This is a genomic window from Erwinia sp. AC075 (assembly GCF_979253995.1).
Window position 1 is genome coordinate 4,238,354 of the sequence record NZ_CEEDEU010000001.1, and the last position, 26,104, is coordinate 4,264,457.

Here is a 26,104-nt window from a genome sequence, read left to right on the forward strand (position 1 = left end):
CTGATATTTTCCATTCTGAGTCGATTGGGCAGTTTATAAACAATCGCGCGGTAGTATAAAGGCAAGCCAGAAGCTTGGATACGTCCTTTTAGATACTGACGATATGGAGATCGCGCGAATGGCATTTCAGACATGGCAAGTCGGCCTGGATATTCAAAACGGGCAACTCTGTGCCCTCGGCATCCAGCGCCGTCGGAACGGCTGGCAACTTCGCCACTGGTGGCAACATGCGTTGCCGCAAGATACGTTAGTTAACGGGCTGCTGCAACGTCCTGAGCCGGTGATCGCCCTGCTGCAAAACTGGCGCAGGCGGCTCCCTTACCGCATCTCGCTACGGGTGGGTTTTCCTCCGCAACTGGTGCTGCAGCGGCAGATCGAGCTGCCTGGCAGCCAATTGCGTGAACCAGAGCGTAGCAGGTACATCACCGCAGCGGCGAGGCGATTTTTCCCAATTGAACCGGAGACGCTGGCGCTGGATTACCGTGTGGAGGCCGACGCCGGCAAAGCGCTCTATCTGACCGCAGCCCGTCAGGATGCGCTTCAGAGCTGGCTGCACTGCCTTCATCAGGCCAGATTCAACCCCCAAGTGCTGGAGCTGTCGCCCGCGGCACTGCATGCCCTTTCAACCACGTTACCGCTCAACCCGTCGGCCGCGCTGGTTCACCGTTTGCAGGATCACTGGCTGTGGTATTGCCCATTTGCGGGCAGGCCTCGCTGGGGCTGGAGTTCAGTGCAGGATGCGCCAGATTTTGCCGCGTTACAGCAGAAGCAGCTAGCGGACGTTGACGCATTTTATTACAGCTCGTACCAAAAGGAACCGCTGCCGGAGCGCGCGCAGGGGTTGGATCCTTTTGCCGCATTTGCCCTGAAGCAGCCGCCGTTACCCGCGCTCAGTGGCGCTTTTTCGCTGGCTGCCGGACTGGCGCTTCGTCCAGGAGATGCCTGATGGTTTGGGTCAATCTGTTGCCCTGGCGGGCACTCAAACTGAAAAGGGCGCGTCAGCGTTGGGCATGGGTGCTGGGTGTGCTGGTGCTGACACTGATCGCCGCCGGAATGCCAACGGTCGGGACGCGGGCGCTTAACCAGCAATACCAACGTCTGGACAGCTTTATGCAGGGTGCCAGCCAGCGGCTGGAAGAGCAGACCCGGCAGATGTCGGCACTCACGCTGGAAAAAGAGGGCCTGCAACGCCAGCTTGCGGCGCGCCAGCAGCGTCAACATCGCCTTGATCGCTGGCGAAGCTTTGCCCTGAGTCTGCCCGAGGTGATGCCAGACACGCTGTGGCTGAGCGCCATGGCTAAAAACGCCACCAGCCTGACGCTCTCAGGAGTCTGCCAGGGAATAAGCGATCTGGAGACGTTTCGCCTGCAACTGCAAACGCTGGCATTGGCCGCGCAGGTAAAAACCGGGCAGCTGAGTCGAGGCCCACAAGGCAGGCTGGCCTTTAACCTGTTGGTGACGCTTGCAGGAGAAGAAGATGAATAGCGCCTGGTCTCGCTGGCTGAGTTTACCGGTCTGGGTGCAGGGCTCGCTGCTGTGCATGGCCGTCTGTGCTTCTGCACTGTGCGTTTGGCATCTTTGGGCCGCACCGGCCGACCAGCAGGCGATAAAGCTGCTGGCTCAGCATCGGCTGCAAAGCAGTCGGTATCAGCTTCTTGTGCAACGTCTGATGGCGTCGGGATCCTTTGTCAGTGCCAGGGAGGAAATCGCGCAACTTCAGCAGGCGCTGCAGCCTGAGCAGAAAACAGCCTTCTCTTTACTGACGTTGACCCAGATTTCTGGTGGCGAGTTGGCAGACTGGCAACCCAGCCGCCAGGGAGGAAGCCTGACGTTGGATGTTAGCTGGCCGCAGGTGGAAAGCCTGTTCGGCTATCTGAGCACGCTGCCCGCCGGCGTGACGCTATCAAGCTTCACCCTCAAGCCTGAACACGCGCAGCTGCGTTTCCATCTGACGCTGGCCCTGAATCATGAAGACTGAACGCGGACACCTCTGTAGGGCCATCGTTAGCCTGTTGTTGCTGGTGGCTTCGGACAGTCAGGCCGGTCGCGATCCCTTTCAGCCGTTGGTGAGTGAATGCGAGCAACATCCGATGCCTTTTCACTGGCAGCTGAAAGGCATCATTGGCCAGGCTGACGATTTCCATGCCTGGCTGATGGCGAAAAAAGGCAAGTGGATCCAGCTTACTCAGGGCCAACAGCTTAACCAGCGCTGGCAGTTGCAGGAGATCACCGCGTTGAGCATTACCCTGGAGGATCTGAACGGGTGTGAGCCAGCGTTTAAAAGGAATTTAAAAGGGAGCATTTATGAAAAGGATAGTTTGTCTGCTGATGTTGATGCTGATGGGCGTACTGACGCCGTTAAAGGCCAATGAACGACCGGTCTCGCTGGCCTTTGACGATGCGCCGGTGGGGCAGGTGCTGCAAGCGCTGGCTGACTGGCAGAACCTGAATTTGATGGTGGCGCCAGACGTGCAGGGTACGCTTTCTCTCAGGCTGACGAACGTTCCCTGGCAACAGGCGCTTCAGCTGGTGGCCCGCATGGCTCAGCTCAGTGTCGAAACCGAAGACAGTATTTTACTGGTGTGGCCGGAAAGCCGGGCGCTGGAACAGCAACGCAAGGAGGCGCTGGAACAGGAACATCAGCGTGAGAAGGCCGAGAAAGAACAGCTGCTGATAACCGAAGTGCTGACGTTGGCCCACGCGGATGCCAGCATCGTTAACAGCAGTTTGCAGTTGGAGCGTGCACGACTGATGAGTGAGCGCGGCAGTGTTACCGTCGATGCCCGAACCAACAGTTTACTGCTGCGTGACACGCGCCCAGCGTTGGATGCCACCCGACGTTGGGTACAGGCGCTGGATGTGCCGTTGGAACAAATCGAGCTGGCGGCCCATATCGTCACCATCAACGAGGAGAGCCTGAGAGAGTTGGGCGTTCGTTGGGGCACCACCAGCAATGAGCAAATCACACAAGCGTTGCGCACCAGTCAGTTTACCGTCTCCCTGCCTGTTGCGGATGCCGCCCTGACGGCGGGCTTTACGCTGGCCCGACTGGACGGAAAATTGCTCGATCTGGAGCTCAGCGCGCTGGAACAGGAAAATAAGCTGGAAATTATCGCCAGCCCGCGTCTGTTTACTTCCCATCAGCAACCCGCCAGCATCAAACAGGGCACCGAAATCCCTTATGAAGTATCCAGCGGCACCAGCGGCACCACCACGGTGGAGTTTAAGGAGGCGGTGCTGGGCATGGAGGTGACACCAGTGGTTCAGGCTAACGGCCGGATTTTATTGAAGTTACAGCTAACGCAAAACGTGCCTGGCCGAACCATGCGCAGCGGCGAGGGCGAATATCTGGCCATCGACAAACAGGAAATCCAGACGCAGGTGACGTTAAAAGACGGCCAGACGCTGGCCCTGGGCGGCATCTTTCAGCGTTCCACCGCCAGCGGCCAACGCAAAGTTCCGCTGATTGGCGATATTCCGATACTGGGGTCGCTGTTTCGCTATGATATTAATGAACAAAAAAGGCGAGAATTGGTGATCTTCATCACGCCACGACTGATTCGTGATGAGTAATGCTTTTTTTAGTCCAAACTGAGTAACCGGGTGCTTTTTTCCGGCCTTGAAGGCATATGGGTTTGACGCAAGGGCGGAATTAGCTTACAAGGTTTAGCGATTTTGATTTATGGGCCACAGTTTGGCTCCGAAGAATACACAGAACCCGTTTTTTATCGTGCGCAACCGGCGTAGCCGATGCAATGACATCGGGGTGATAAATGAAGCGGACTGAAACGCGCCAGATAGCGCGCAATGGGCAAGGTCAATTTAAACGGTTGCCAAAACACCTTCAGTGTTGAGATAATTTTGTTCTGACTCTCGCACAACGCTCATGAGGTTTCAGTTCATGTCCTGTCCGGTTGGACGGGGTATCATTAACGAATTGTCGTAGTAATACCGAAAAAATGGCAGAGAAACGCAATATCTTTCTGGTTGGGCCTATGGGTGCCGGCAAAAGCACTATTGGGCGTCAGTTAGCTCAGCAACTCAATATGGAATTTTTCGATTCCGATCAAGAAATTGAGCGACGTACCGGAGCGGATGTGGGTTGGGTGTTCGACGTCGAAGGCGAAGAAGGCTTCCGCGATCGCGAAGAAAAAATCATCAACGAACTCACTGAGAAGCAAGGCATTGTGCTGGCGACCGGTGGCGGTTCCGTTAAATCACGTGAAACCCGTAACCGTCTTTCGGCTCGCGGCGTAGTGGTGTATCTGGAAACTACCATTGAGAAGCAGCTTGCCCGCACTCAGCGCGATAAAAAGCGTCCTCTGCTGCAGGTGGAATCTCCACCGCGCGAGGTGCTGGAAGCGCTGGCCGCAGAACGCAATCCGCTCTACGAAGAGATCGCTGACGTGACGATCCGTACCGACGACCAGAGTGCGAAAGTGGTCGCGAATCAGATCATCAACATGTTGGAAAAGAGCTGAGTCCAGCTCTGACCGCCTGCGGGCCAAAGTAATAAAAAGGTGATAACGCTTCATGGAGAAGATTACCGTCACTTTGGGGGAGAGAAGTTACCCCATTACCATCGCTGCCGGACTGTTTACCGATCCGGCTTCTTTTTGGCCGCTTAAGGCGGGCGATCGGGCCATGCTGGTGACAAACCAGACGCTGGCCCCTCTCTATCTCACGCCTGTGCGCCAGCTGCTGGAAGGCGCTGGTGTGGAGGTTGACCAGGTGATCCTTCCCGATGGCGAGCAGTATAAAACGCTGGCGGTCATGGATCAGGTCTTTACCGCTCTTCTCGAAAAACCTCACGGTCGTGACACTACCCTTATCGCGTTAGGCGGTGGGGTTATTGGCGATCTGACCGGGTTTGCCGCCGCCAGCTATCAACGTGGCGTGCGCTTTATTCAGGTTCCTACCACATTGCTGTCGCAGGTTGACTCCTCTGTGGGAGGCAAAACGGCGGTTAACCATCCGCTGGGCAAGAACATGATCGGCGCATTCTATCAGCCCGCTTCGGTGGTGATTGATATTGACTGCCTGAACAGCCTGCCGCCACGCGAGTTAGCGTCTGGCCTGGCTGAAGTGATCAAATACGGCATTATTCTCGACGCTGAGTTTTTCGACTGGCTGGAAGCGAATATCGATGCCCTGCTGGCCCTTGATGGCACCGCGCTGGCGTACTGTATCCGCCGCTGTTGCGAGCTGAAAGCCGACGTGGTGGCCGCAGATGAACATGAATTAGGGCAACGCGCGCTGTTGAATCTCGGCCATACCTACGGCCACGCGATCGAAGCCCATATGGGCTACGGTAACTGGCTGCACGGTGAAGCCGTCGCTGCCGGCATGGTCATGGCTGCCCGCACGGCCGAGCGTCTGGGGCAATTCTCTGCTGACGATACCGACCGGATCATCCGGTTGCTCAAACGTGCAGGTCTGCCGGTCACCGGCCCGGAATCGATGGCGGCTGAAGCGTATTTGCCGCATATGATGCGTGACAAGAAAGTACTGGCTGGAAAACTTCGTCTGGTGTTACCTCTCGCTATCGGCCAGTCCGAAGTGCGCAGCGGCGTGGCCCATGATACGGTGCTGGCTGCGATCAACGACTGCCTGCCAGTCTGAAGCTGTTACATCGGGCTTGTGCCCAACGATCAAGTTATCCGCCGCTCAGAGGATGTTGAGTGGCGTCGCTGCTCTACTGTAGGAGGTTGAATGGACGAGTTTAAACCGGAAGACGAGTTAAAACCTGACACCAGTGATCGCCGCCCGCAGCGATCCCGCAAGACGTCTTCTGCCCCTAAAGTCCCGGTATCCCGCCAGCATATGATGATGGGCGTCGGTATTCTGGTGCTGCTGCTTTTGGTGATTGGTATCGGCTCCGCGCTGAACTCGCCGGGTGACAGCAACGGAAGCCAGACGGCTGAGAAGCCAGCTGCGCCAACCGGTACTGCGGCTACAACACCTGCACAGTCCGGCAGCGATAAAAATATCGATCTTTCTGGTTCCTCATCAATGAGCGGCCAGTCTGGATCCCAGCCTGCGCCTGATACCACCGCGGCAAACCCGCCGGCGACCAGCAATGGCCCGCAGGAACTCAGCGCACCGCCAATCTCTTCCACGCCAACTCAGGCTGCACCGGTTCAAACCCCGGCTAATCAGCAGCGCGTTGAGCTGCCGGGCGATCTGAATAATGCCCTGAGCAATCAGCAAGGTCAGGTCGATGCCGCCGCACAGGGTGCGCAGGATTCCGGCAGCTCATTGCCTACCGCACCGGCAACCGTTGCGCCGGGTGGCAATACGCCGCCTGCAACCGCAGCTAAGCCCGCCGCCAGCCAGCCACGTCATCCGACTCAGCATCAGGCTCCGGCAACTGCCCACAAGCCAGCCACGGCTAAACCTGCTGCAAAAGAGACTAAGCACGCTGCCACCACGCCAGCCGCGCGTAGCGCCTCTGAGCCGTCAAAAGCCTCTAGCTCAACGCCGGGTGGCAGCTATACGCTGCAGCTGAGCAGCGCCTCGCGTTCAGATACCCTGAATGCCTGGGCGAAGAAACAAAACCTGAGCAGCTATCACGTGTATAAAACCGCACGTAACGGTCAGCCATGGTATGTGCTGGTCAGCGGCTCGTATGCCACGCCAGCAGATGCGAAGCGCGCCGTAGCCTCGCTGCCTGCTGAGGTTCGTGCACAAAACCCATGGGTGAAGCCAGTCAGCCAGGTGAAGAAAGAGTCCACTGAATAGAGGTCAGGCGAGCCTGATTTACTGATGAAACTGTTAGCCCTCTTCGGAGGGCTAACTATTCAAAGCGCAGATAGGTTGTTGTTGTCATCGCAGCCAGAAAAATAAGTGTAATAAAAACGACGGCATGAAAAAAAATCGCGCTTTTTTGAAATGGGCGGGTGGCAAATACCCGCTGCTTGAAGATATCCATCGTCATCTGCCGGAAGGCGACTGTCTGATTGAGCCTTTTGTCGGGGCCGGATCGGTGTTTCTTAACACTGAATTTCCGAGCTACCTGCTGGCGGATATCAACAGCGACCTGATTAACCTCTACAACATCGTTAAAACCCGCGTCAGCGAGTTCACCACCGATGCCCGCGAGCTGTTTACCAGTGAAACCAACGACGCCGAGTTCTACTACGCTCGCCGTGCTGAGTTTAATCGCTGTGAGGATCCTTACCGCCGTGGCCTGCTGTTTTTGTATCTCAACCGCCATTGCTACAATGGGTTGTGTCGCTACAACCTGAGCGGTGAGTTCAACGTGCCTTTTGGCCGTTATCGCAAACCCTATTTCCCGGAGGACGAGCTGTACTGGTTCTCTGAACGTTCACAAAACGCCACCTTTGTCTGTGAATCGTACGATGTTACCCTGAGCCGTGCACATAAAGGGGCGGTGGTCTATTGCGATCCCCCGTATGCACCGCTGTCAGCGACGGCGAACTTTACCGCTTATCACACCAACAGTTTCAGCCTGCTGCAACAACAGCATCTGGCGCAACTGGCGGAGAAGCTGTCGATGGAGAGCCACATTCCGGTGCTGATCTCCAATCACGATACCCCGCTAACCCGCGAATGGTATCAGGCGGCAAAGCTGCATCAAATCAAAGCGCGGCGTTCGATCAGTCGCAACAGTAACGGACGTAATCAGGTGGATGAACTGCTGGCGTTGTTCGCCGGGAGTTAGCCCTCAACTGCGGTACGTGCCTGTCGTCAGGCGCGCTAATTGGGAGAAATGGATGAAACAGTTTTTACTTGCCCCATCAATTCTGTCTGCGGATTTTGCCCGTCTGGGTGAAGACACAGCAAAAGCGCTGGCCGCCGGTGGCGATGTCGTGCATTTCGATGTGATGGACAATCACTACGTTCCCAATCTGACCATGGGGCCAATGGTACTGAAAGCGCTGCGCGACTACGGTATTACCGCGCCGATTGATGTGCACCTGATGGTGAAGCCGGTCGATCGTCTGATCCCGGACTTTGCTAAAGCCGGTGCCAGCTACATCACTTTCCATCCGGAAGCCTCCGAGCATGTTGACCGCTCGCTGCAGCTGATTAAAGAGCACGGCTGTAAAGCCGGTCTGGTGTTTAACCCGGCCACCTCGCTCAGCTACCTGGATTACGTGATGGACAAGGTGGATGTCATTCTGCTGATGTCAGTCAATCCGGGCTTCGGCGGTCAATCCTTTATTCCCGGCACCCTCGATAAGCTGCGTCAGGTTCGCAAGCTGATCGACCAGAGCGGTTATGACATTCGCCTGGAAGTGGATGGCGGCGTGAAGGTTGAAAACATCGCTGAGATTGCCGATGCGGGCGCAGATATGTTTGTTGCCGGTTCAGCGATCTTTGGCAAAGCGGATTACAAAAAAGTGATCGACGATATGCGCACCGAACTGGAGAAATCACGCCATGGCTCATTTCACTAAGGTTCGTGCATTGGCTTTCGACCTGGACGGCACGCTGATTGACAGTGCGCCAGGTCTGGCCAGCGCGGTCGATGCGGCATTAACGGCACTCAGCTTACCGGCCGCAGGCGTTGAACGCGTCTCCACCTGGATCGGCAACGGTGCGGATATCCTGATTGAACGCGCGCTGACCTGGGCGTTAGGCCACCAGCCGGAAGACGATTTGATCCGCGATGCGCGCGTGCTGCTGGATACCCATTACGCCACCACCATCGAAAGCGGCAGCAAGCTGTTTCCGGGCGTGAAGGAAGGGCTGGCGGCATTGGCAGCGAAAGGCCTGCCAATGGCGGTGGTGACCAACAAACCAACGCCTTTCGTCGCGCCGTTGTTATCTTCTCTGGGCATTGCGGACTACTTCTCGCTGATTATCGGCGGTGATGATGTGGTGGCGAAAAAACCGCATCCGGCACCGCTGTTTCTGGTGTTAGGCAAGTTCGGCCTGTTGCAGGAGGAGCTGGTGTTTGTCGGTGATTCCCGCAATGATATTCTGGCGGCTCAGGCTGCCGGTTGTCCCTCAATCGGGATGACGTTTGGCTATAACTACGGTGAGCCGATTGCCACCAGCCAGCCTACCGTTGTACTGGACCATTTTAACGATTTGTTGCCCGCACTCGGGCTGTAATTATCAGGACGAAAAACATGAGCAAACCCATCGTATTTAGCGGCGCACAGCCTTCCGGCGAACTGACCATCGGTAACTATATGGGTGCGCTGCGTCAGTGGGTCAGCATGCAGGATAGCCATGACTGCATCTACTGTATCGTCGACTTACATGCGATCACCGTGCGCCAGGATCCGACCGCACTGCGTAAAGCGACGCTGGATACGCTGGCCCTTTACCTTGCATGTGGCATCGACCCTGAAAAGAGCACCATCTTTGTTCAGTCGCATGTGCCTGAGCATACTCAGCTGAGCTGGATCCTTAACTGCTACACCTATTTCGGCGAACTGAGCCGCATGACGCAGTTCAAGGACAAGTCCACACGCTACGAAGAGAACATCAACGCCGGTCTGTTTGACTATCCGGTGCTGATGGCGGCCGATATCCTGCTGTACCAGACCACGCAGGTGCCGGTAGGCGAAGACCAGAAGCAGCATCTGGAACTGAGCCGTGACGTGGCGTCACGCTTTAACGCGCTGTATGGCGATATCTTTAAGGTGCCAGAGCCGTTTATCCCGAAATCAGGCGCGCGCGTGATGTCGCTGCTTGAGCCGACCAAGAAGATGTCCAAGTCTGACGATAACCGTAATAATGTCATCGGCCTGCTGGAAGATCCAAAAGCGGTAGTGAAGAAGATCAAACGCGCGATGACCGATGGCGATGAGCCGCCGGTGGTACGTTATGACGTGAAGAATAAGGCGGGCGTGTCTAACCTGCTGGATATTCTGTCTGGCGTGACCGGCACCAGCATTCCTGAGCTGGAGCAGCAGTTTGAAGGCCAGATGTATGGTCATTTGAAAGGCGCGGTGGCCGAAGCCGTTTCCGGCATGCTGACCGATCTGCAAGAGCGTTATTACCGCTTCCGTAATGATGAAGCGCTGCTGGATCAGATCATGCGTGATGGCGCGGCTAAAGCCCGTTCACAGGCGCAGGTGACGCTGAAAAAAGTCTACGAAGCCATCGGCTTTGTTGCGCAGCCGTAACGGCCGTTGAATAAACCAGAAGCGGACATTTTCGCTTCTGGTTTACCTTTTCATCCCTCAGAACCAACGCAATTTTTCCCGCAAGGCCACCACCCGGCCGACAATAATCAATGACGGGCTGCTGACGTCTGCTGCCAGGCTTGCCAGCTGCTGTAACGTGCCGCTGACCACCCGTTGCTGGGGCGACGTACCTCTTTCTACCAGCGCTACCGGCATATCGGCCGCCATGCCGTGAGCCAGCAGCTGCGTCTGGATCTCTCCCGCCTGCGACAGTCCCATATAGAACACCAGCGTTTGCTGCTCCGCCGCCAGGTTTTGCCAGTCGAGCGTGCCATTCGCCTGCAGATGCCCGGTGACCAGTCTGACGCTTTGCGCATGATCGCGGTGCGTCAGCGGAATGCCGCTGTACGCTGAACAGCCCGATGCGGCGGTGATGCCGGGCACCACTGAGAAGGGGATCTTCGCGTCCAGCAGCGCCTCCAGTTCTTCCGCGCCGCGGCCAAAGATAAAGGGATCGCCGCCTTTCAGACGCACCACCCGTTTGCCCTGTTGCGCCTGTTCCAGCAGAAGCTGATTGATGCTTTCCTGCGGCACGCAGTGGAAGCCGGCCCGCTTGCCAACAAAGATGCGCTCCGCATCGCGGCGCACCAGTTCGAGGATCGCATCGGACACCAGGCGATCGTACACCACCACATCAGCCTGCTGGATCTGCTGCAGGCCTTTCAGCGTCAGCAGCCCGGCATCGCCAGGTCCTGCGCCAACCAGCACCACTTCACCGCGGCTCTCCAGCGGTTCCGCAAATAGCGCTTCGGTCAGCTGCGCAACCTGGTCGGTTTGTTGATTGGCCAGCGACTGCGCCAGCCGATCGTGATGAAACACTTTTTCCCAAAACCGTCTGCGTTGACCCATCTCGACGAACCGATCTTTAACCCGCTGGCGAAGAGAACCGGCATAGGCGGCGATTTTCCCCAGATGCTGAGGCAACAGCGCCTCTATTTTTTCCCGCAGCAGTCGGGCCATCACCGGCGCACGGCCGCCGCTGGAGATGGCGACAATCAACGGCGAGCGGTCAACGATGGACGGCATAATGACGCTGGCCTGTTGCGGGGCATCGACGAGGTTACAGAACACCTGTCGTGCCTCGGCGCAGTCGCCCACCTGCTGATTCGCCGCATCGTCGTCGGTGGCGGCGATCGCCAGCCAGCAACCGTCGAGCATCTCCGCGCGGAAGGTGCCCTCAATCAAGGTGACCTTGCCTTCCTGCTGCCAGAGCCGGAACTGCGGGGAGAAATGGGTTGCACAGACTGTCAGGTCGGCTCCGGTTTTCAGCAGCATTCGCGCTTTACGTTCGGCAATGTCACCGCCGCCGACTAACAGACAGGCTCTGTTACGCAGCTGACAAAACAGGGGAAGATAGTCCATACAACGCTCACCAGTCAGAAAGAAAAGGGCCGCCAGAACGCGGCCGGTGCGGGATTTTTACATATCAGTCGGGGATCAAACAGCAATCTCTACCTGACCGTCACGGACGCGGGCAGGGTAGCTGGCGATGGAACGGCTTTCGTCTTCCATACAGAGGCCATCATGCAGACGGAAACGCTGCTTTTTCAACGGGCTGGCGACCCAAAGCGCCTGCTGATGCTCGCCGATTAATCCGCGCGACAGAACGCTGGCCCCGGCAAAGGGATCGATATTGCTCAGCGCATACACCGTTTCATCGGCGCGTGGGCGGAAGATCGCCAGCTGTTGATTGTTCACCAACGCACACACGCCGGTGGCGGGCAGGATGCTGTCCAGAGAACAGACCGGTTGCCAGTGACTCATGATTGCTCCTCCATCAGAACAACAGGGATGCGCTCCTCCGGCCGTGCAGGGCGATGCTGCTCGCGTTCGCCGATGACCTGCACCAGCGGGTCGCGCCGTGAATCGTTAATAAAGTGGGCGAAGCGCGCGTGCTGACGCGGATCGTCCACGGTCTCTTTCCACTCGCAGACAAATCGCGCGCGCAGTCTGGCGAGTTCGGCTTCCAGCTGCGCATTGAGCGCCAGCGAGTCGTCAATGATCACCCGTTTCAGGTAGTCGATGCCGCCTTCCAGACTCTCCAGCCACAGCGAGGTGCGCTGCAACTTATCGGCCGTGCGGATGTAAAATATCATCAGGCGGTCGAGATAACGGATTAGCGTTTCCTTATCCAGGTCGGCTGCCAGCAAATCCGCATGGCGCGGCTTCATGCCGCCGTTCCCGGCGACATACAGATTCCAGCCTTTCTCGGTGGCGATAATCCCGACGTCTTTGCCCTGGGCTTCGGCACATTCGCGGGTGCAGCCTGAGACACCGAACTTCATCTTGTGTGGCGTGCGGATGCCCTTGTAGCGGTTTTCCAGCTCGACGCCCAGGCTGACGCTGTCGCCGACGCCAAAGCGGCACCAGCTGCTGCCCACGCAGGTTTTGGCCATGCGCAGCGCTTTGGCATAGGCGTGACCGGTTTCGAAGCCGGCGGCGATCAGCTGTGACCAGATCGCCGGCAGGTCATCCTTCTGCGCGCCAAACAGGCCAATGCGCTGGGAGCCGGTGATTTTGGTGTAGAGGTTGTAGCGGCGGCCAATGTCGCCAATGGCCATCAGCCCTTCCGGGGTGATCTCTCCGCCGGCGGATCGTGGGATCACCGAGTAGGTGCCATCTTTCTGAATATTGCCGAGGAAGATATCGTTACTGTCCTGCAGTGAGGTGTGCGCAGGCTTTAATACGTATTCATTCCAGCAGGAAGCCAGCAGCGAGCCGACGGTCGGTTTACAGACCTCGCAGCCGTAGCCTTTACCGTATTTCGCCAGCAGCGCATCGAAGGTTTTGATCTCTTCAATGCGGATCAGGTGATACAGCTCCTGGCGCGAATAGCTGAAATGCTCGCAAAGGTGGTGATTCACCTCGATGCCCTGACGGCTCAGTTCGGCATTCAGCACCTGGGTCATTAACGGCACGCAGCCGCCGCAGCCCGTTCCGGCTTTGGTTTCTGCTTTGAGGGCAGCCACGGTATGGCACCCGCCCTGAATGGCGCTGACCAGATCGCCTTTGGTGACATCGAAACAGGAGCAAATCTGCGCGCTGTCCGGCAGCGAGTCGACGCCGATTGAGGGTTTGCTCCCGGCATGGGCCGGCAGGATCAGGGCATCCGGATTCTCAGGCAGTTCGATGGCATTGAGCATCAGCTGCAGCAGGTTGCCGTAATCGCTGGTGTCGCCCACCAGCACCGCACCGAGCAGCCGCCTGTTATCCTCGCTGACCACCAGCCGCTTATAGATTTCCTTGCTCTCATCCAGATAAACATAGCTCCGTGAACCCGGCGTGCGGCCATGCGCATCGCCAATGCCGCCCACATCCACACCCAGCAGTTTGAGCTTGGCACTCATATCTGCGCCAGCGAACAGGTTGTCGTTGCCCAACAGATGATCGCAGGTGACCTGCGCCATTTTGTAGCCCGGCGCCACCAGCCCATAGATGCGGCCCTGCCAGGCGGCACATTCGCCGATGGCATAGATATCGCCATCAGAGCTGAGGCAGTGGTCATTAATCAGCACGCCGCCACGCGGGCCGAGGGCAAGCTCGCTTTGTCTGGCGAGGGTATCCTGCGGGCGAATACCGGTAGAGAAGACGATAAAGTCGATGTCCAGCGCGCTGCCGTCGGCAAACTGCATGCGTTTGCCGCCTTCCGGGCGGTCGGTGATGCGTTGGGTGTTTTTACCGGTGTGAACCTTCACCCCCATCCGTTCGATTTTCTGCTGCAGCTGCGCGCCACCAAGGGGATCCAGCTGTTCCGCCATTAGCACCGGAGCAAACTCCACGACATGGGTTTCAATGCCGAGGTTTTTCAGCGCGCCAGCCGCTTCCAGGCCAAGCAATCCGCCGCCCACCACCGCACCGCGCGTGCTGCGGCGCGCGCAGGCTTCAATCGCGTTGAGGTCTTCAATGGTGCGGTAAACAAAGCAGTCCTGGCCGTCCGCGCCGTTGATTGGCGGCACCCACGGATAGGAGCCGGTGGCGATCACCAGCTTGTCATAGTGTACGACGCGACCGCTGCTGGAAACGATCGCCTTCTCCTGCCGGTTCAGGGTGATCGCCCGTTCGCCAATCAGCACCTCCACGTTGTTTTTCAGGTAGAGGTCGTTGCGGACCAGCGATAATTCTTCCGCGGTATGATGGGAAAAATAGGCGGAAAGGTGTACGCGGTCGTAGGCCACGCGAGGCTCTTCGCAAAAAACGGTGATGGCAAACTGGCCGGGCGTCGCCTTTTCCAGCAGTTCTTCAATCAACCGGTGGCCTACCATGCCGTTGCCAATGATGACGAGTCGGGTGCTCATATTTGCCTCACAATGCAATGTAATGCCGCTACAATAGCGCGCCCGACCTCCGGCTTATTGATGTACATCAAAGCGCTTTTTAAATACTCCTTTATGGGTATGCTGCTGATTTTCTGGGTTTTATTGTAAGTGTTGGAATTTGCAGAACTTCAGCTGAAACGCATCAGCCGGTGACTGACAATCTGCCGTGCAGCCCGCGTAAACAATGTTATGGTTAAAGAAGAGATCACTGACCCTCAGGAGCGTGTATGCAGGCTGTTAATTTGAAATGGATTACGCATGTTCGTTTGCCGGCGCGGGAAGGCCTTTGGCAAATTGAGATCGATGCCGGCAGGATCGTGCAGATTTCCCCGCAGACGCAGGATCCTCCCACGGTGGATGCGCTGGATGCGGAAGGAGGATTAGCCTTTCCGCCATTTATCGAGCCGCATATTCACCTGGATACCACGCAGACCGCGGGCGAACCGGCCTGGAATGCGTCGGGAACGCTGTTCGAGGGCATTGAGCGCTGGGCGGAACGCAAGGCGCTGCTGAGCCACGACGATGTTAAGCAGCGTGCGAAGCAGACGCTGAAATGGCAAATTGCCAACGGCATTCAGCACGTACGCACCCATGTGGATGTGTCCGACCCCACGCTGACCGCGCTGAAGGCGATGCTGGAAGTGAAGGCCGAGATGGCGCCGTGGGTCGATATTCAGCTGGTGGCGTTCCCCCAGGAAGGCATTCTCTCTTATCCAAATGGCGAAGCGTTATTGGAAGAGGCGCTGAAGCTCGGAGCGGATGTGGTTGGCGCTATTCCGCATTTCGAATTCACCCGTGAATATGGCGTGGAGTCGCTGCATAAAACCTTCGCGCTGGCGCAGAAGTACCAGCGGATGATCGATGTGCATTGCGATGAAATCGATGATGAGCAATCCCGTTTCGTCGAGACGGTCGCCGCGCTGGCGCTGCGCGAGAAAATGGGCGAGCGCGTCACCGCCAGCCACACCACGGCAATGCACTCCTATAACGGCGCCTATACCTCGCGGCTGTTCCGCCTGCTGAAGCTCTCCGGCATCAACTTTGTCGCCAATCCGCTGGTCAATATTCACCTGCAGGGGCGGTTTGACACTTACCCTAAACGCCGGGGCATTACGCGGGTGAAAGAGATGCTCGACGCGGAGATCAACGTCTGCTTTGGCCACGATGACGTGTTCGATCCCTGGTATCCGTTAGGCACGGCAAATATGCTGCAGGTGCTGCATATGGGGCTGCACGTCTGCCAGCTGATGGGTTACGGCCAGATTGATACCGGCATTAATCTGATTACCCATCACAGCGCCAAAACCATGAACCTGACGGATTATGGACTCGAGGCAGGTAACAGCGCCAACCTGATTATTTTGCCGGCGGAGAATGGTTTTGATGCCGTGCGTCGTCAGGTGCCGGTGCGCTACTCGATTCGTCAGGGAAGGGTGATTGCAGAGACCCGGCCTGCCGAAACCACCATTCATCTGCAGGAAAGCGAGCCGGTGGATTTCAGGCGCTGAGCCTTTCCCGCAGGCAATAAAAAAGGCCGGTTTCCCGGCCTTTCGTTGATCTGTGTGGTGCTTAGTGCGCGGACATATGGCCAGGCAGCTTATGCTTGCTGACGAAGCCCAGCAGCAGACACATCACGAACACCACGGCATACAGACCGTTTGCCGTTAACAGCGCCGCATGTGCGCCGCCTTTCTCAACAATCGGCCCGGTCACCACGAAGGTCAGCATGGTGCCGACGGTGCCGCAGGTCAGGATAAAGTTGACCAGCTTCGGCGAGGAGACTTTGGTCTGCAGCGAGCCGAGGGTGATGATGGTGGTGTAAATCGCGCTGGAGCAGAAGCCCAGGCTGATCATGATCCACTTCAGCATCGACGCGTCGGTCGAGGTGACAAACCAGTACATCAGTGCGGTCGCCAGCAGGGCCAGCACGGTGACAATGCGCTGCGGATCGAAGAAACGCAGGATGGCGCTGAATGCCCACATGCCGATCATGTACGAGGTCCAGAAGTTACCGACCAGACCGCCGGCCTGACTGATATCCATGCCCATGGTTTTGGTGGCGTACAGCGGTACCCAGCCAATAAAGCCAAGCTGGCCCAGGATATAACAGAGGGCAGCAACGGCGAGCAGCAACACGCCAACACCCCATTTCTCTTTCTCACCCTGCGGCTGGTTTGGGGCTTTCTTGCCAAGCACCGGGAACTCAAAGCACAGCGCCAGCACAAAGATCGCTACGTAGATCACGCCGATACAGGCATACACCCAGTACCACGGCAGCGATCGTGCGAGGATGGCGGCGGCAATAATCGGGAAAATCGTTCCGGCCATGCTGAAGAAGGAGTCGGTAAAAAGCAGGCGCGAACCGCGCTGACGGCCTTCGTACAGATGGGTGATCAGGAAGGTGCCGATCGACATGGTAATGCCGCTGACCACACCCAACACAAACATGCACAGAGAGAAGACGCTCAGACTGTGGCTGTTCATCAGCCCCAGCACCGCCAACACCATCAGCACAAAACCAAAGATCAGCTGGCGCTTCAGCGGAATAATTTCCATCAGCCAGGCATTCAGAAACACCGCAGCGAGGATACCGGCGTTCAGGAAGGTAAAGGTATTACTCATCTGGGCAACAGGTAACTGGAAATAGTCAGCAATATTTTCCAGCACCATCCCGGTCACAATAACCACTGCGCCGGTAAGCGCATAAGAGAAGAAGCTGATCCAGGTAAGCCCGATGCGATCGCGATTAGTCATAATTGGAAACCTGTGAGTCAAAGGGAGTGTGGAGCAGGACGCCCACGGTAAGCGTCGGAAGTGTAACGATAATCGTGATCAGCTTAAATAATTAATGAAACATTTGTTTTCATATTCATGAATAACGTGAGCAAGCTCACGCTTTATCGGGTCTCGCAAGCGATTGCCCGGACAGGTTTCGACGTAAATATAGGTAAAACGCTGGCGCACGGGTAAGCGCCTCTTTACAATCAGTTTTCTTGCCTGTAGCCCTTTGTAAGGAATCTTTCATGTTAAAACGTACTTTGACAGCGGTTGCGACCGTTCTCGCGCTGTCCTCGATCTCCGTATCTGCTCTGGCAGCCAAGGGAGACACGCATGTGATGTTGACCACCTCCGCTGGCAACATTGAGCTGGAACTCAACAATCAGAAAGCCCCGATCTCCACCAAGAACTTCGTTGATTACGTCAACAGTGGTTTTTATAACAACACCACTTTCCACCGCGTGATCCCCGGCTTTATGGTGCAGGGCGGCGGCTTTACTGCGGATATGCAGCAGAAGCCGACCAACGCGCCGATTAAAAACGAAGCCGACAATGGCCTGCTGAACAAGCGCGGCACCATTTCAATGGCCCGTACCGCGGACAAGGACAGTGCCACCAGCCAGTTCTTCCTCAACGTCGCGGACAACGCTTTCCTCGACCATGGCCAGCGTGATTTTGGCTATGCGGTGTTCGGTAAGATTGTGAAAGGCCAGGACGTGGCGGATAAAATCTCTCAGGTTCAGTCGCAGAACGTCGGTCCTTACCAGAATGTTCCGGTGAAACCGGTGGTGATCCTCTCCGCAAAAGTACTGCCTTAATCTCCCGATGGGTGATTGCTGCTTATACTGAGTGCAGGCATCTTGCACGCGGCCGCCCGGCCGCATTAAGCAGCAATCACTTCGTCATGGAGGCAGCATGTCCAAAAAAGTCACCGAGAAACAAAAACACAGCCTTTGGCAGCAACGACTGGAAGCCAATTTCCTCGCCAGTTTTCAGTTAGACGGCACCGCCTTCGATCCCGGCCCTGCTCATCCCGGACTTCCCCATTTGCGGGCGCTTCACCATGCGTTATTTCAGGATGTCCTTGAGGATGCGGGCGAACTGCGCCGCGTTGATATCCAGTTGGGCGATACGCCGTGCTGCCATTTCGAATATATCGAGAAAGAAGGCAATGCGCTGATGCAGTCGCTTGAAGATGAGAATGGCCTGGCCGATTTGCCGCTGGAAACGCTGACCGAACGTCTGGCGTGGTATTACTGCGAACTCACGGTGCTGCATCCGTTCCTGCACGGCAATGGGCGCGCTCAGCGACTGCTGTTTGAGCAGGTGATCATTCAGGCCGGGTTTGATATTCAGTGGAAGAATATGGATGCGGAAAGCTGGCAGGCCGCGAACCAGGCGAGTCTGGACGGGGATCTCAGCTTACTGACCGCCGCGTTTGGCAAAGTGGTAAGCGAACGGCCGGAAAGTGCGTAGAATAGCGCCGTCCTGATCCCGCCCGGAGCCACCATGCTACTGCTTATCGACAACTACGACTCATTTACCTGGAACCTCTACCAGTACTTTTGCGAGTTGGGCGCCGAGGTTGAAGTCCACAGAAATGATCGGATCACCCTTGAGCAGATCGCGGCGCTACAGCCCGAACGTTTGGTGATTTCTCCGGGGCCCTGCACGCCTGACGACGCGGGAATTTCTCTGTCGGCTATCCGCGCCTTCGCCGGAAAGCTGCCGATTCTGGGCGTCTGCCTGGGGCATCAGGCGATTGCCCAGGCGTTTGGCGCGCGCGTGGTGCGGGCGCGCGAAGTGATGCACGGGAAAGTCTCCGCCATTGAACACAACGATGGCGGCGTGTTTGCCGGGCTGAATCATCCGCTCACCGTCACCCGCTACCATTCGTTGATTGTGGAAAACGGCTCGCTGCCCGATGACTTGGAAATCACCGCCTGGACCCTTGCAGACGGGCAACCGGACGAGATTATGGGCTTCCGCCATCGCCATTTGCCGCTGCAGGGCGTGCAGTTCCATCCGGAAAGTATCCTTAGCGAGCAAGGGCATCAGCTGCTGGCGAATTTTCTCGCGCGTAAATAAATTGCCTTTGAGTGATTTATTATGCATATTTTATGATTATAATTTCACTTTCCTGCAACGTTACAAATGATGAGGTAGTCAATGGCAGCGGATAAATTAGCGGTAACGCGGGCGACATTTGATGAAGTGATATTGCCTGTTTATGCACCAGCGCAGTTTGTGCCAGTGAAAGGCAAAGGGAGCCGTGTCTGGGATCAGCAGGGCAAAGAGTACATCGATTTTTCCGGTGGGATTGCGGTCACCGCGCTGGGACATTGCCATCCGGTGCTGGTGGAAGCGTTAAAAACGCAGGGTGAAACCCTCTGGCACACCAGCAATGTGTTCACTAACGAACCCGCACTGCGCCTTGCCAGCAAGCTGATCGCCGCCACCTTCGCCGAGCGCGTGTTCTTCGCAAACTCCGGTGCTGAAGCCAATGAAGCCGCCTTCAAGCTGGCCCGCTATTACGCCTCTAAACGCCATTCGCCGTACAAAAGCAAAATCATCGCTTTCCACAACGGCTTCCATGGCCGCACGCTGTTTACCGTTTCTGTCGGTGGCCAGCCGAAATATTCTGACGGCTTTGGCCCGAAACCTGCCGATATCGTGCATGTGCCGTTCAATGACCTGGATGCGGTCAAAGCGGTAATTGACGATCACACCTGCGCCATCGTGGTTGAGCCGATTCAGGGTGAAGGCGGCGTGATGCCCGCGACCGTTGAATTTATGCAGGGGCTGCGCAAACTCTGTGACGAACATCAGGCGTTGCTGGTACTGGATGAGGTGCAGAGCGGTATGGGTCGCAGCGGCAAGCTGTTCGCCTATGAGCATTATGGCGTGACGCCCGATATCCTCAGCACCGCGAAAGCGCTGGGCGGCGGTTTCCCGGTCAGTGCGATGCTGACCACCAACGAAATTGCCTCCACCATGTCGCCTGGCGTGCACGGCACCACCTACGGCGGAAATCCGCTGGCCTGTGCCATTGCCGAAGCCGCGCTGGATATCATCAATACCGAAGCGGTGTTGAGCGGGGTGGAAACGCGTCGTGAGCAGTTTGTCACCGCGCTGAAAGCGCTGGACGCGAAACTGGATCTGTTCAGCGACATTCGCGGTAAAGGGCTACTGATTGGTGCGGCGTTGAAGCCACAACATGCGGGCAAAGCGCGCGATATTCTGAATGCCGCCGCCGCTGAAGGGGTGATGATCCTGAATGCCGGTACCGATGTGATCCGCTTTGCGCCATCGTTGGTGATTGAGCCGACCGACATTGAAGAAGGCATGGCGCGCTTCGCCAAAGCTGTCGAAAAAGTCCTGTCTTAACCGACAAAAACGGGAGCTGAGTGGCTCAGCTCCCGATCCACGCCTGCCGTTCTCCGCACCTTTCAGCTTACGTCGACTTCCTTAACCGTCGGGACAACCAGCGCCCATGATGCGGTCGCGCGCTCCACGCCAGTGACGAGATGGTGTGCATCACGCTGAGGTGCCCCAGGATCCGCTTCACATGCCTTTCCAGGATGGTCACCGGCCCCTGATTCAACTCCATCTGCGTATCCAGCACGTTCGCTTCTGAGCTCGGCCCGTCATACTCCAGCCGCTGTTGGCAACGCTGCAACGCAACCTCACAGGCCTGCAGATAACGCTCCGCCAGCGACGAGGTCAGCATGGTGTGTTCCCGCGCCAGCGTGGTCATGGCATTGATATGCTCGACGATAAACTGGCTGTGCGTCACCCACAGTTTCATATCCGCCAGATAGCTGGGATCAAAGCCTGGCTCCTGCATCGACTGATTGAGCGAGTTGAACAGGGCGTTGTGCGCCTGATTAACGCGGATACGCTGATAGGCCAGCTTCACCGGGTCCTGTTCATTCCCCAGCAATAACCGCAGCGCATCCTGATAGGTTTCCAGCGCGTCATGCGCATTCTGCCGCAGCAACCCGCTTTGCCATTGCGGCCACAACCAGATGGTGCCGCCGAAGGCAATCAGGCAACCCATCAGCGTATCCAGTAAACGCGGCAGCAGGAAGTCTGCGCCGTTAAGCGAGAGCAGCTGCAACGAATACACTGCGGTGACCGTAAAGCCAATCATCGCAAAGCCGTAGAATTTACGGATAAACAGGTAGCTGATAAGGGTGATGGCTAACATCACCAGCAGCACGATGGATTCGGGTGCCTGCAGGCGCAAGGTCACCGCGGCAATCACCAGCCCGGCCAGCGTGCCCAGCGCACGGTGCTGGATGCGGACGCGCGTTGCGCTGTAACCGTTCTGGCTGACAAACATGACCGTCATCAGGATCCAGTAGGGTTTGGGCAGATTAAAGAACAGCGCCAGCGAACTGGCAAATGTGAGCATCACCGCGAAGCGGGCGGCGGTGCGCAAGGCGGCCGATTTCAGCGACAAATAGCTTCTGATGGCCGGCAGCAGCGGCAGTCGGCGCTGCCGGTCAGCCATCAAATCGCGCTGATAAAGGGGACGCTGGGTACGCAGCACCCGACCAATCCGGCTGAAGTGGTAATAGCAGAAGGTGCCCACCGGGTTATCCGGATTCTGCCGTGAGATCTTCTCCAGCGCCTGAAGCTGCTTATCCATGGTGAAGCGCTCGGGCAGCTTGTGGTAAAGGATATCGTCGGCCAGTTCACGCAGCCTGGCGGCGATGGTCTGCGCGTTCCAGCGGATCACCGCTTCGGCATGGCTTTGCTCCACCAGCTTTTGCACTTCTTCCGGCTGATGCAGGCTGACGGAGATGTGCTCCTGCAAATCCAGCGCGATTTGAAACGCGCGGGTCAGCCGCTTGTGGTGATTGTTGTTGGTAGCTGACAGCATATGCATCTGCTGATAGCAGGTGGTGATCAGGTCGACCGCTTTTTGCTGACGCGCCAGCAGCGGAGGCAGGGCTTTCTCCGGATCGGTGAGTTTGGTCAGCAGGGTGTATTTCGCTTCGCAGTAACCCGCCAGCTCGCGATAGAGCAGGCTTAAGGTTTCCCGCAGCGGTTGCTCTTTCCACAGCCAGAACCAGACCCAGTTGAACACGCCGTACCAGATGGTGCCGAGCACGTAGAGCATCGGCGGTTCCCACACCGGCATGCGTCCTGCCAGGCTAAGGGTGAAGATTGCGGCTATCAGCGAGCCGGGCAGCAGGCGGCCATGCAGCGGGCTGATTTCACCGGTGACGCCCAGCAGCATCGCCATCGAAAACAGGATCACGGGCAGGGGAACGTGGTGACCGGCAAGATACTGGATCAGGAAACTGCTGAAGGCGAACAGGCTTCCGCCAACGATCAGGCGTTTGAAAAAGCGCTTATGAGGAGTATCAAGGCCAGCGAGGTTGCAACAGGCAGGGACTAAGGAAAACAGCAACCCTTTTTGCAAGTCGCCCAGTAGCCATCCCATCGCTACCGGTAAACAGAGCACCAGCGTCTGGCGCAATGCGTAGTTGATCTCCGGGTGATAAATCAGTCGACGCCACATCACTCCACACCAAATAAAAAGGCGCAACACCAGGTGTTGCGCCGTGGATCAGAGCCGATTAGCGAGTGCCGTAGACAACGATAGTTTTACCGTGTGCCGAGATCAGGTTCTGATCTTCCAGCATCTTCAAAATGCGTCCCACTGTTTCACGAGAACAGCCAACGATTTGCCCAATTTCCTGGCGGGTGATCTTGATCTGCATCCCATCCGGGTGCGTCATGGCGTCCGGTTGTTTTGCCAGGTTCAGCAAGGTCTGCGCGATGCGACCCGTCACATCGAGGAAAGCTAAATTGCCCACTTTCTCAGAAGTGACCTGCAAGCGATTCGCCATCTGTGCAGACAGGCGCATCAGAATGTCAGGGTTAACCTGGATCAGCTGACGGAATTTTTTGTAAGAGATTTCAGCCACTTCACAGGCTGTCTTCGCGCGTACCCACGCGCTACGCTCCTGACCTTCTTCAAACAGGCCAAGCTCGCCAATAAAGTCGCCCTGATTGAGGTAAGACAGGATCATCTCTTTGCCTTCTTCATCCTTGATAAGCACCGCTACTGAACCTTTGACGATATAGTAGAGGGTTTCTGCCTTTTCACCCTGATGAATCAGCGTGCTCTTGGATGGATACTTATGAATATGGCAATGAGACAGGAACCATTCAAGTGTCGGGTCTGTTTGCGGTTTGCCGAGAACCATTCGCTGTTATCCTCTGTTGTAATCGTGCCTAAATACAGGGGCAGAGTTCCCTGCCAGGCGTTGAAATAGTCAAGCGTTTCCCATCAGGAAATTTATTCGGGCCTCTGTTAAAAGCCTGGCTCGTTATGCGATTCGTTTCGTCGTGCCTGTAGAGTACTGACGAAAATATTACAGCTTTGTTTGTAGCACAGCTTTCAACGAGTGTCTTGTGTTGTCTCGCTTCAGCATAGTGCGAAAATTGCCGCATTGCCGTTTTTCTGCCTAAAGCGTAATCTGGCGATAACTGAATGAATTAGAGGAAATTGTTATGCAGGCTCGAGTCAAGTGGGTTGAAGGGTTAACGTTTTTGGGAGAATCCTCATCCGGGCATCAGGTTCTGATGGACGGAAATGCGGGCGATAAAGCCCCGAGCCCGATGGAGATGGTGTTGATGGCCGCGGGCGGATGCAGCGCAATCGACGTGGTTTCCATTCTGCAGAAGGGCCGCCACGACGTAAAGGATTGCGAAGTGAAGCTCAGCTCCGAACGCCGTGAAGAGGCCCCGCGCCTGTTCACCCACATCAATCTGCACTTTATCGTCACCGGCGTGGCCTTAGGCGATAAAGCGGTGTCGCGTGCCGTCGATCTCTCCGCGGAGAAATATTGCTCGGTGGCACTGATGCTGGGCAAGGGCGTGGAAATCACCCACAGCTATGAAGTGATTGAGTTACCGGCGTAAGTCATCCCATCGCCGCCCTAAGCCCCGTGCCCGCGGGGCTTACTCTATTTTCTTACCCTGGATCAGACGCTTCACCAGCGGCCCCATAATCAGCTCCATCGCCAGCCCCATCTTGCCGCCCGGCACCACCAGCGTATTAATGTGCGAGATAAAGGATCCCTGCAGCATCGACAGCAAATACGGGAAGTCGATATCTTCCAGCGCCTGGAAATGGATCACCACAAAGCTTTCATCCAGCGACGGGATACCGCGCGCCGCGAACGGGTTAGAGGTATCCACCGTCGGCACACGCTGGAAGTTAATGTGCGTGCGGGAGAACTGCGGCGTAATAAAGTTGATGTAATCCTCCATGGATCGCACCACCGAATCCATCACCGCTTCGCGTGAGTGGCCGCGTTCGCTGGTATCGCGCACCAGTTTCTGGATCCACTCCAGGTTCACGATCGGTACCACGCCAACCAGCAAATCAACCTGCTGCGAGACATTGTTCTGCGGCGTCACCACGCCGCCATGCAGCCCTTCATAAAACAGCACGTCGGTCGGTTCCGGCAGGGGTTGCCACGGCGTAAAGGTTCCCGGAACCTGATTCCAGGGGACCGCTTCATCATAGGTGTGCAGATATTTGCGGGATTTGCCGCTGCCTGACCGGCCATATTCCGCGAAGGTCTGTTCGAGCAGGGCGAAGTCATTGGCTTCCGGGCCGAAATAGCTGATATGGCGGCCCATATCGCGCGCTTTTCGGATCGCCATATCCATTTCAGGACGGGTATAACGGTGAAAGCTGTCGCCTTCGACTTCGGCGGCATGCAGATTCAGCTGCTGGAAAATTTTTCTGAAGGCCAGGCTGGTGGTGGTGGTTCCCGCCCCGCTGGAGCCGGTGACGGCAATAACCGGATGTTTGGCTGACATGCGCATACCTCCCTGAGTAAAGTCACATCGATCACGCATTGGTACCATGTTTCGCGCACGGGTGTCATCTTTGCCACTCTCTGATGCCAAAAAAGCAACGCTGCGCCGCATTTTTGCTGCTTCAATTCGGCCACGAATATCCGCAGACTGACAAAAATGATGCAGGAGAAGGTGCCAGATGAATATGCCGTCGTCACGCTGGTGGTGGGATCTTTCCACCCGAGAATTCAGTGAGCTGGACATGGATAAAGTGATCGCGGTGCTGCCGATTGGCGCCGTCGAGCAGCATGGTCCGCACCTGCCGGTCCGGGTGGATGCCGCCATCAACGCGGGCATTATTGCGCGCGCGGTCGAGTTAATGCCGGCGGATTTGCCGGTACTGATCCTCCCGGCGCTGCCGGTGGGGAAATCCGATGAGCACCTCAATTTTCCCGGCACCTTAACCCTTCCTTATGAGGTGTTGGGTAAAGTCTGGTTTGAGGTGGCGAAAAGCGCCTGGCGTGCCGGGATCCGTAAACTGATTTTCTGGAATTCCCATGGTGGGCAACCGCAGCTGATGGAAATCGTCTGTCGCCAGCTGCGCATCGAACTCGATCTGTTTGCGGTCGGCGCCAGCTGGTTCCGCACCATTGATTCTTCCGACCTGTTTAGCGCGGAGGAGTTACAGCACGGCATTCACGGCGGGGAATCCGAAACCAGCGTGATGCTGCATCTGCACCCGGATTTGGTGCAGATGGACTATGCGCAGAACTTTGTTTCCGCCTCGGTGGCGCTGGCGGAAACGGGCGGTATTCTGACCCCGGAAGGCGGCGTCGGCTTTGGCTGGATGGCGGAAGATCTGCATCCGTCCGGCACCACCGGCAATGCGGCGGCGGCAGATGCTGAACGCGGTAAGATTGAAACCGATCGGGCGGCTGAGGCCCTGATCCGGCTGATTGAGGAAGTGCAGGCTTATCAACCTCCTTTCCAGCGCTAAAGGTCCACGGGCGTTGT

At 56.8% G+C, this 26,104-nt stretch carries 26 protein-coding genes; 19 read left to right on the forward strand and 7 right to left on the reverse strand.

The genetic code is table 11. The features are described 5' to 3' along the window. Positions 1-118 precede the first annotated feature (118 nt). The 12 genes from pilM to trpS all read left to right on the forward strand — a co-directional run bounded on the left by pilM (position 119) and on the right by trpS (position 10,106). Positions 119-946: a type IV pilus biogenesis protein PilM gene (gene pilM / locus AC0IXH_RS19780; protein WP_471720882.1), complete on the forward strand. Its 828-nt coding sequence runs from the start codon at positions 119-121 to the stop codon at positions 944-946. Further along, on the forward strand, positions 946-1,485 hold the full coding sequence (locus tag AC0IXH_RS19785) for a PilN domain-containing protein (protein WP_134822913.1): 540 nt from the start codon (positions 946-948) through the stop codon (positions 1,483-1,485). The genes pilM and AC0IXH_RS19785 overlap by 1 nt, the downstream gene beginning before the upstream one ends. Then, the gene (locus AC0IXH_RS19790; RefSeq protein WP_053141528.1) at positions 1,478-1,978 is read left to right on the forward strand and encodes a HofO family protein; all 501 of its coding nucleotides are present in this window, start codon (positions 1,478-1,480) and stop codon (positions 1,976-1,978) included. Before AC0IXH_RS19785 ends, AC0IXH_RS19790 begins: the two co-directional genes overlap by 8 nt. Then, positions 1,968-2,372 (forward strand): HofP DNA utilization family protein, encoded by a 405-nt coding sequence (locus AC0IXH_RS19795; protein ID WP_471720883.1) that lies wholly within the window; start codon positions 1,968-1,970, stop codon positions 2,370-2,372. The genes AC0IXH_RS19790 and AC0IXH_RS19795 overlap by 11 nt, the downstream gene beginning before the upstream one ends. Beyond that, positions 2,305-3,573: a DNA uptake porin HofQ gene (gene hofQ, locus AC0IXH_RS19800; RefSeq protein ID WP_471720884.1), complete on the forward strand. Its 1,269-nt coding sequence runs from the start codon at positions 2,305-2,307 to the stop codon at positions 3,571-3,573. The genes AC0IXH_RS19795 and hofQ overlap by 68 nt, the downstream gene beginning before the upstream one ends. A gap of 386 nt (positions 3,574-3,959) precedes the next feature. Continuing rightward, positions 3,960-4,481 carry a shikimate kinase AroK gene (gene aroK, locus AC0IXH_RS19805; protein ID WP_041692146.1) on the forward strand — a complete coding sequence of 174 codons (522 nt, stop codon included), beginning with the start codon at positions 3,960-3,962 and terminating at the stop codon, positions 4,479-4,481. 52 nt (positions 4,482-4,533) lie between these two features. Then, positions 4,534-5,622 carry a 3-dehydroquinate synthase gene (aroB, locus tag AC0IXH_RS19810; protein WP_346568065.1) on the forward strand — a complete coding sequence of 363 codons (1,089 nt, stop codon included), beginning with the start codon at positions 4,534-4,536 and terminating at the stop codon, positions 5,620-5,622. A gap of 90 nt (positions 5,623-5,712) precedes the next feature. Continuing rightward, a complete protein-coding gene (locus tag AC0IXH_RS19815) occupies positions 5,713-6,741 on the forward strand; it encodes an SPOR domain-containing protein (RefSeq protein ID WP_134822908.1) in 1,029 nt (342 codons plus the stop codon). Positions 6,742-6,865: 124 nt separating this feature from the next. Then, entirely contained in the window at positions 6,866-7,684 is an 819-nt protein-coding gene (dam, locus tag AC0IXH_RS19820) for an adenine-specific DNA-methyltransferase (RefSeq protein WP_013204190.1), read from the forward strand. Positions 7,685-7,736: 52 nt separating this feature from the next. Then, positions 7,737-8,423, forward strand: coding sequence for a ribulose-phosphate 3-epimerase (rpe, locus tag AC0IXH_RS19825; RefSeq protein ID WP_013204189.1), 687 nt, complete (start codon positions 7,737-7,739; stop codon positions 8,421-8,423). Further along, complete coding sequence (locus tag AC0IXH_RS19830; RefSeq protein WP_471720885.1) at positions 8,407-9,084, forward strand: phosphoglycolate phosphatase; 678 nt, start codon at positions 8,407-8,409, stop codon at positions 9,082-9,084. The genes rpe and AC0IXH_RS19830 overlap by 17 nt, the downstream gene beginning before the upstream one ends. Positions 9,085-9,101: 17 nt before the next feature. Then, complete coding sequence (trpS, locus tag AC0IXH_RS19835; protein ID WP_013204187.1) at positions 9,102-10,106, forward strand: tryptophan--tRNA ligase; 1,005 nt, start codon at positions 9,102-9,104, stop codon at positions 10,104-10,106. A gap of 57 nt (positions 10,107-10,163) precedes the next feature. Here the strand turns inward: trpS and cysG are convergent, their stop codons facing one another. The 3 genes from cysG to nirB form a co-directional block, all read right to left on the reverse strand. Then, on the reverse strand, positions 10,164-11,528 hold the full coding sequence (cysG, locus tag AC0IXH_RS19840) for a siroheme synthase CysG (RefSeq protein WP_346600131.1): 1,365 nt from the start codon (positions 11,526-11,528) through the stop codon (positions 10,164-10,166). Between the two features lie 75 nt (positions 11,529-11,603). Further along, a complete protein-coding gene (gene nirD, locus AC0IXH_RS19845) occupies positions 11,604-11,930 on the reverse strand; it encodes a nitrite reductase small subunit NirD (protein WP_471720886.1) in 327 nt (108 codons plus the stop codon). After that, the gene (gene nirB / locus AC0IXH_RS19850) at positions 11,927-14,461 is read right to left on the reverse strand and encodes a nitrite reductase large subunit NirB (RefSeq protein WP_471720887.1); all 2,535 of its coding nucleotides are present in this window, start codon (positions 14,459-14,461) and stop codon (positions 11,927-11,929) included. The genes nirD and nirB overlap by 4 nt, the downstream gene beginning before the upstream one ends. Before the next feature lie 248 nt (positions 14,462-14,709). Between nirB and AC0IXH_RS19855 the strand changes: the two genes are divergently transcribed. Next, positions 14,710-15,990: a cytosine deaminase gene (locus AC0IXH_RS19855; RefSeq protein ID WP_471720888.1), complete on the forward strand. Its 1,281-nt coding sequence runs from the start codon at positions 14,710-14,712 to the stop codon at positions 15,988-15,990. A gap of 61 nt (positions 15,991-16,051) precedes the next feature. On the opposite strand, the gene tsgA is transcribed toward AC0IXH_RS19855, so the two are convergent. Continuing rightward, positions 16,052-17,236 (reverse strand): MFS transporter TsgA, encoded by a 1,185-nt coding sequence (gene tsgA, locus AC0IXH_RS19860; RefSeq protein ID WP_134822903.1) that lies wholly within the window; start codon positions 17,234-17,236, stop codon positions 16,052-16,054. A 269-nt stretch (positions 17,237-17,505) separates the two neighbouring features. On the opposite strand from tsgA, the gene ppiA reads away from it, so the two are divergent. The 4 genes from ppiA to argD all read left to right on the forward strand — a co-directional run bounded on the left by ppiA (position 17,506) and on the right by argD (position 20,647). After that, complete coding sequence (gene ppiA, locus AC0IXH_RS19865; protein WP_013204179.1) at positions 17,506-18,078, forward strand: peptidylprolyl isomerase A; 573 nt, start codon at positions 17,506-17,508, stop codon at positions 18,076-18,078. 97 nt (positions 18,079-18,175) lie between these two features. After that, positions 18,176-18,736: a putative adenosine monophosphate-protein transferase Fic gene (locus AC0IXH_RS19870; protein WP_134822902.1), complete on the forward strand. Its 561-nt coding sequence runs from the start codon at positions 18,176-18,178 to the stop codon at positions 18,734-18,736. 33 nt (positions 18,737-18,769) lie between these two features. Beyond that, positions 18,770-19,348, forward strand: a complete 579-nt coding sequence (locus tag AC0IXH_RS19875) for an aminodeoxychorismate synthase component II (protein WP_471720889.1) — start codon at positions 18,770-18,772, stop codon at positions 19,346-19,348. 81 nt (positions 19,349-19,429) lie between these two features. After that, positions 19,430-20,647 carry a bifunctional acetylornithine/succinyldiaminopimelate transaminase gene (argD, locus tag AC0IXH_RS19880; protein ID WP_013204176.1) on the forward strand — a complete coding sequence of 406 codons (1,218 nt, stop codon included), beginning with the start codon at positions 19,430-19,432 and terminating at the stop codon, positions 20,645-20,647. 67 nt (positions 20,648-20,714) lie between these two features. Here the strand turns inward: argD and AC0IXH_RS19885 are convergent, their stop codons facing one another. Together AC0IXH_RS19885 and crp are read right to left on the reverse strand one after the other, a co-directional pair. Further along, entirely contained in the window at positions 20,715-22,793 is a 2,079-nt protein-coding gene (locus AC0IXH_RS19885) for a YccS/YhfK family putative transporter (protein WP_134822900.1), read from the reverse strand. A 58-nt stretch (positions 22,794-22,851) separates the two neighbouring features. After that, positions 22,852-23,484 carry a cAMP-activated global transcriptional regulator CRP gene (gene crp / locus AC0IXH_RS19890; protein ID WP_005969523.1) on the reverse strand — a complete coding sequence of 211 codons (633 nt, stop codon included), beginning with the start codon at positions 23,482-23,484 and terminating at the stop codon, positions 22,852-22,854. Between the two features lie 307 nt (positions 23,485-23,791). Between crp and AC0IXH_RS19895 the strand changes: the two genes are divergently transcribed. After that, the gene (locus AC0IXH_RS19895) at positions 23,792-24,202 is read left to right on the forward strand and encodes an OsmC family protein (RefSeq protein ID WP_013204174.1); all 411 of its coding nucleotides are present in this window, start codon (positions 23,792-23,794) and stop codon (positions 24,200-24,202) included. A gap of 39 nt (positions 24,203-24,241) precedes the next feature. Here the strand turns inward: AC0IXH_RS19895 and AC0IXH_RS19900 are convergent, their stop codons facing one another. After that, positions 24,242-25,111: a phosphoribulokinase gene (locus AC0IXH_RS19900; protein WP_013204173.1), complete on the reverse strand. Its 870-nt coding sequence runs from the start codon at positions 25,109-25,111 to the stop codon at positions 24,242-24,244. A 178-nt stretch (positions 25,112-25,289) separates the two neighbouring features. On the opposite strand from AC0IXH_RS19900, the gene AC0IXH_RS19905 reads away from it, so the two are divergent. After that, positions 25,290-26,087 (forward strand): creatininase family protein, encoded by a 798-nt coding sequence (locus tag AC0IXH_RS19905; protein WP_013204172.1) that lies wholly within the window; start codon positions 25,290-25,292, stop codon positions 26,085-26,087. Positions 26,088-26,104: the final 17 nt, after the last annotated feature.

Bases quoted from the DNA above. Each gene is read 5' to 3' on its own strand.
- pilM (WP_471720882.1), top strand. From the start codon at position 119: ATGGCATTTCAGACATGGCAAGTCGGCCTGGATATTCAAAACGGGCAA.
- AC0IXH_RS19785 (WP_134822913.1), top strand. From the start codon at position 946: ATGGTTTGGGTCAATCTGTTGCCCTGGCGGGCACTCAAACTGAAAAGG.
- AC0IXH_RS19790 (WP_053141528.1), top strand. From the start codon at position 1,478: ATGAATAGCGCCTGGTCTCGCTGGCTGAGTTTACCGGTCTGGGTGCAG.
- AC0IXH_RS19795 (WP_471720883.1), top strand. From the start codon at position 1,968: ATGAAGACTGAACGCGGACACCTCTGTAGGGCCATCGTTAGCCTGTTG.
- hofQ (WP_471720884.1), top strand. From the start codon at position 2,305: ATGAAAAGGATAGTTTGTCTGCTGATGTTGATGCTGATGGGCGTACTG.
- aroK (WP_041692146.1), top strand. From the start codon at position 3,960: ATGGCAGAGAAACGCAATATCTTTCTGGTTGGGCCTATGGGTGCCGGC.
- aroB (WP_346568065.1), top strand. From the start codon at position 4,534: ATGGAGAAGATTACCGTCACTTTGGGGGAGAGAAGTTACCCCATTACC.
- AC0IXH_RS19815 (WP_134822908.1), top strand. From the start codon at position 5,713: ATGGACGAGTTTAAACCGGAAGACGAGTTAAAACCTGACACCAGTGAT.
- dam (WP_013204190.1), top strand. From the start codon at position 6,866: ATGAAAAAAAATCGCGCTTTTTTGAAATGGGCGGGTGGCAAATACCCG.
- rpe (WP_013204189.1), top strand. From the start codon at position 7,737: ATGAAACAGTTTTTACTTGCCCCATCAATTCTGTCTGCGGATTTTGCC.
- AC0IXH_RS19830 (WP_471720885.1), top strand. From the start codon at position 8,407: ATGGCTCATTTCACTAAGGTTCGTGCATTGGCTTTCGACCTGGACGGC.
- trpS (WP_013204187.1), top strand. From the start codon at position 9,102: ATGAGCAAACCCATCGTATTTAGCGGCGCACAGCCTTCCGGCGAACTG.
- cysG (WP_346600131.1), bottom strand. From the start codon at position 11,528: ATGGACTATCTTCCCCTGTTTTGTCAGCTGCGTAACAGAGCCTGTCTG.
- nirD (WP_471720886.1), bottom strand. From the start codon at position 11,930: ATGAGTCACTGGCAACCGGTCTGTTCTCTGGACAGCATCCTGCCCGCC.
- nirB (WP_471720887.1), bottom strand. From the start codon at position 14,461: ATGAGCACCCGACTCGTCATCATTGGCAACGGCATGGTAGGCCACCGG.
- AC0IXH_RS19855 (WP_471720888.1), top strand. From the start codon at position 14,710: ATGCAGGCTGTTAATTTGAAATGGATTACGCATGTTCGTTTGCCGGCG.
- tsgA (WP_134822903.1), bottom strand. From the start codon at position 17,236: ATGACTAATCGCGATCGCATCGGGCTTACCTGGATCAGCTTCTTCTCT.
- ppiA (WP_013204179.1), top strand. From the start codon at position 17,506: ATGTTAAAACGTACTTTGACAGCGGTTGCGACCGTTCTCGCGCTGTCC.
- AC0IXH_RS19870 (WP_134822902.1), top strand. From the start codon at position 18,176: ATGTCCAAAAAAGTCACCGAGAAACAAAAACACAGCCTTTGGCAGCAA.
- AC0IXH_RS19875 (WP_471720889.1), top strand. From the start codon at position 18,770: ATGCTACTGCTTATCGACAACTACGACTCATTTACCTGGAACCTCTAC.
- argD (WP_013204176.1), top strand. From the start codon at position 19,430: ATGGCAGCGGATAAATTAGCGGTAACGCGGGCGACATTTGATGAAGTG.
- AC0IXH_RS19885 (WP_134822900.1), bottom strand. From the start codon at position 22,793: ATGTGGCGTCGACTGATTTATCACCCGGAGATCAACTACGCATTGCGC.
- crp (WP_005969523.1), bottom strand. From the start codon at position 23,484: ATGGTTCTCGGCAAACCGCAAACAGACCCGACACTTGAATGGTTCCTG.
- AC0IXH_RS19895 (WP_013204174.1), top strand. From the start codon at position 23,792: ATGCAGGCTCGAGTCAAGTGGGTTGAAGGGTTAACGTTTTTGGGAGAA.
- AC0IXH_RS19900 (WP_013204173.1), bottom strand. From the start codon at position 25,111: ATGTCAGCCAAACATCCGGTTATTGCCGTCACCGGCTCCAGCGGGGCG.
- AC0IXH_RS19905 (WP_013204172.1), top strand. From the start codon at position 25,290: ATGAATATGCCGTCGTCACGCTGGTGGTGGGATCTTTCCACCCGAGAA.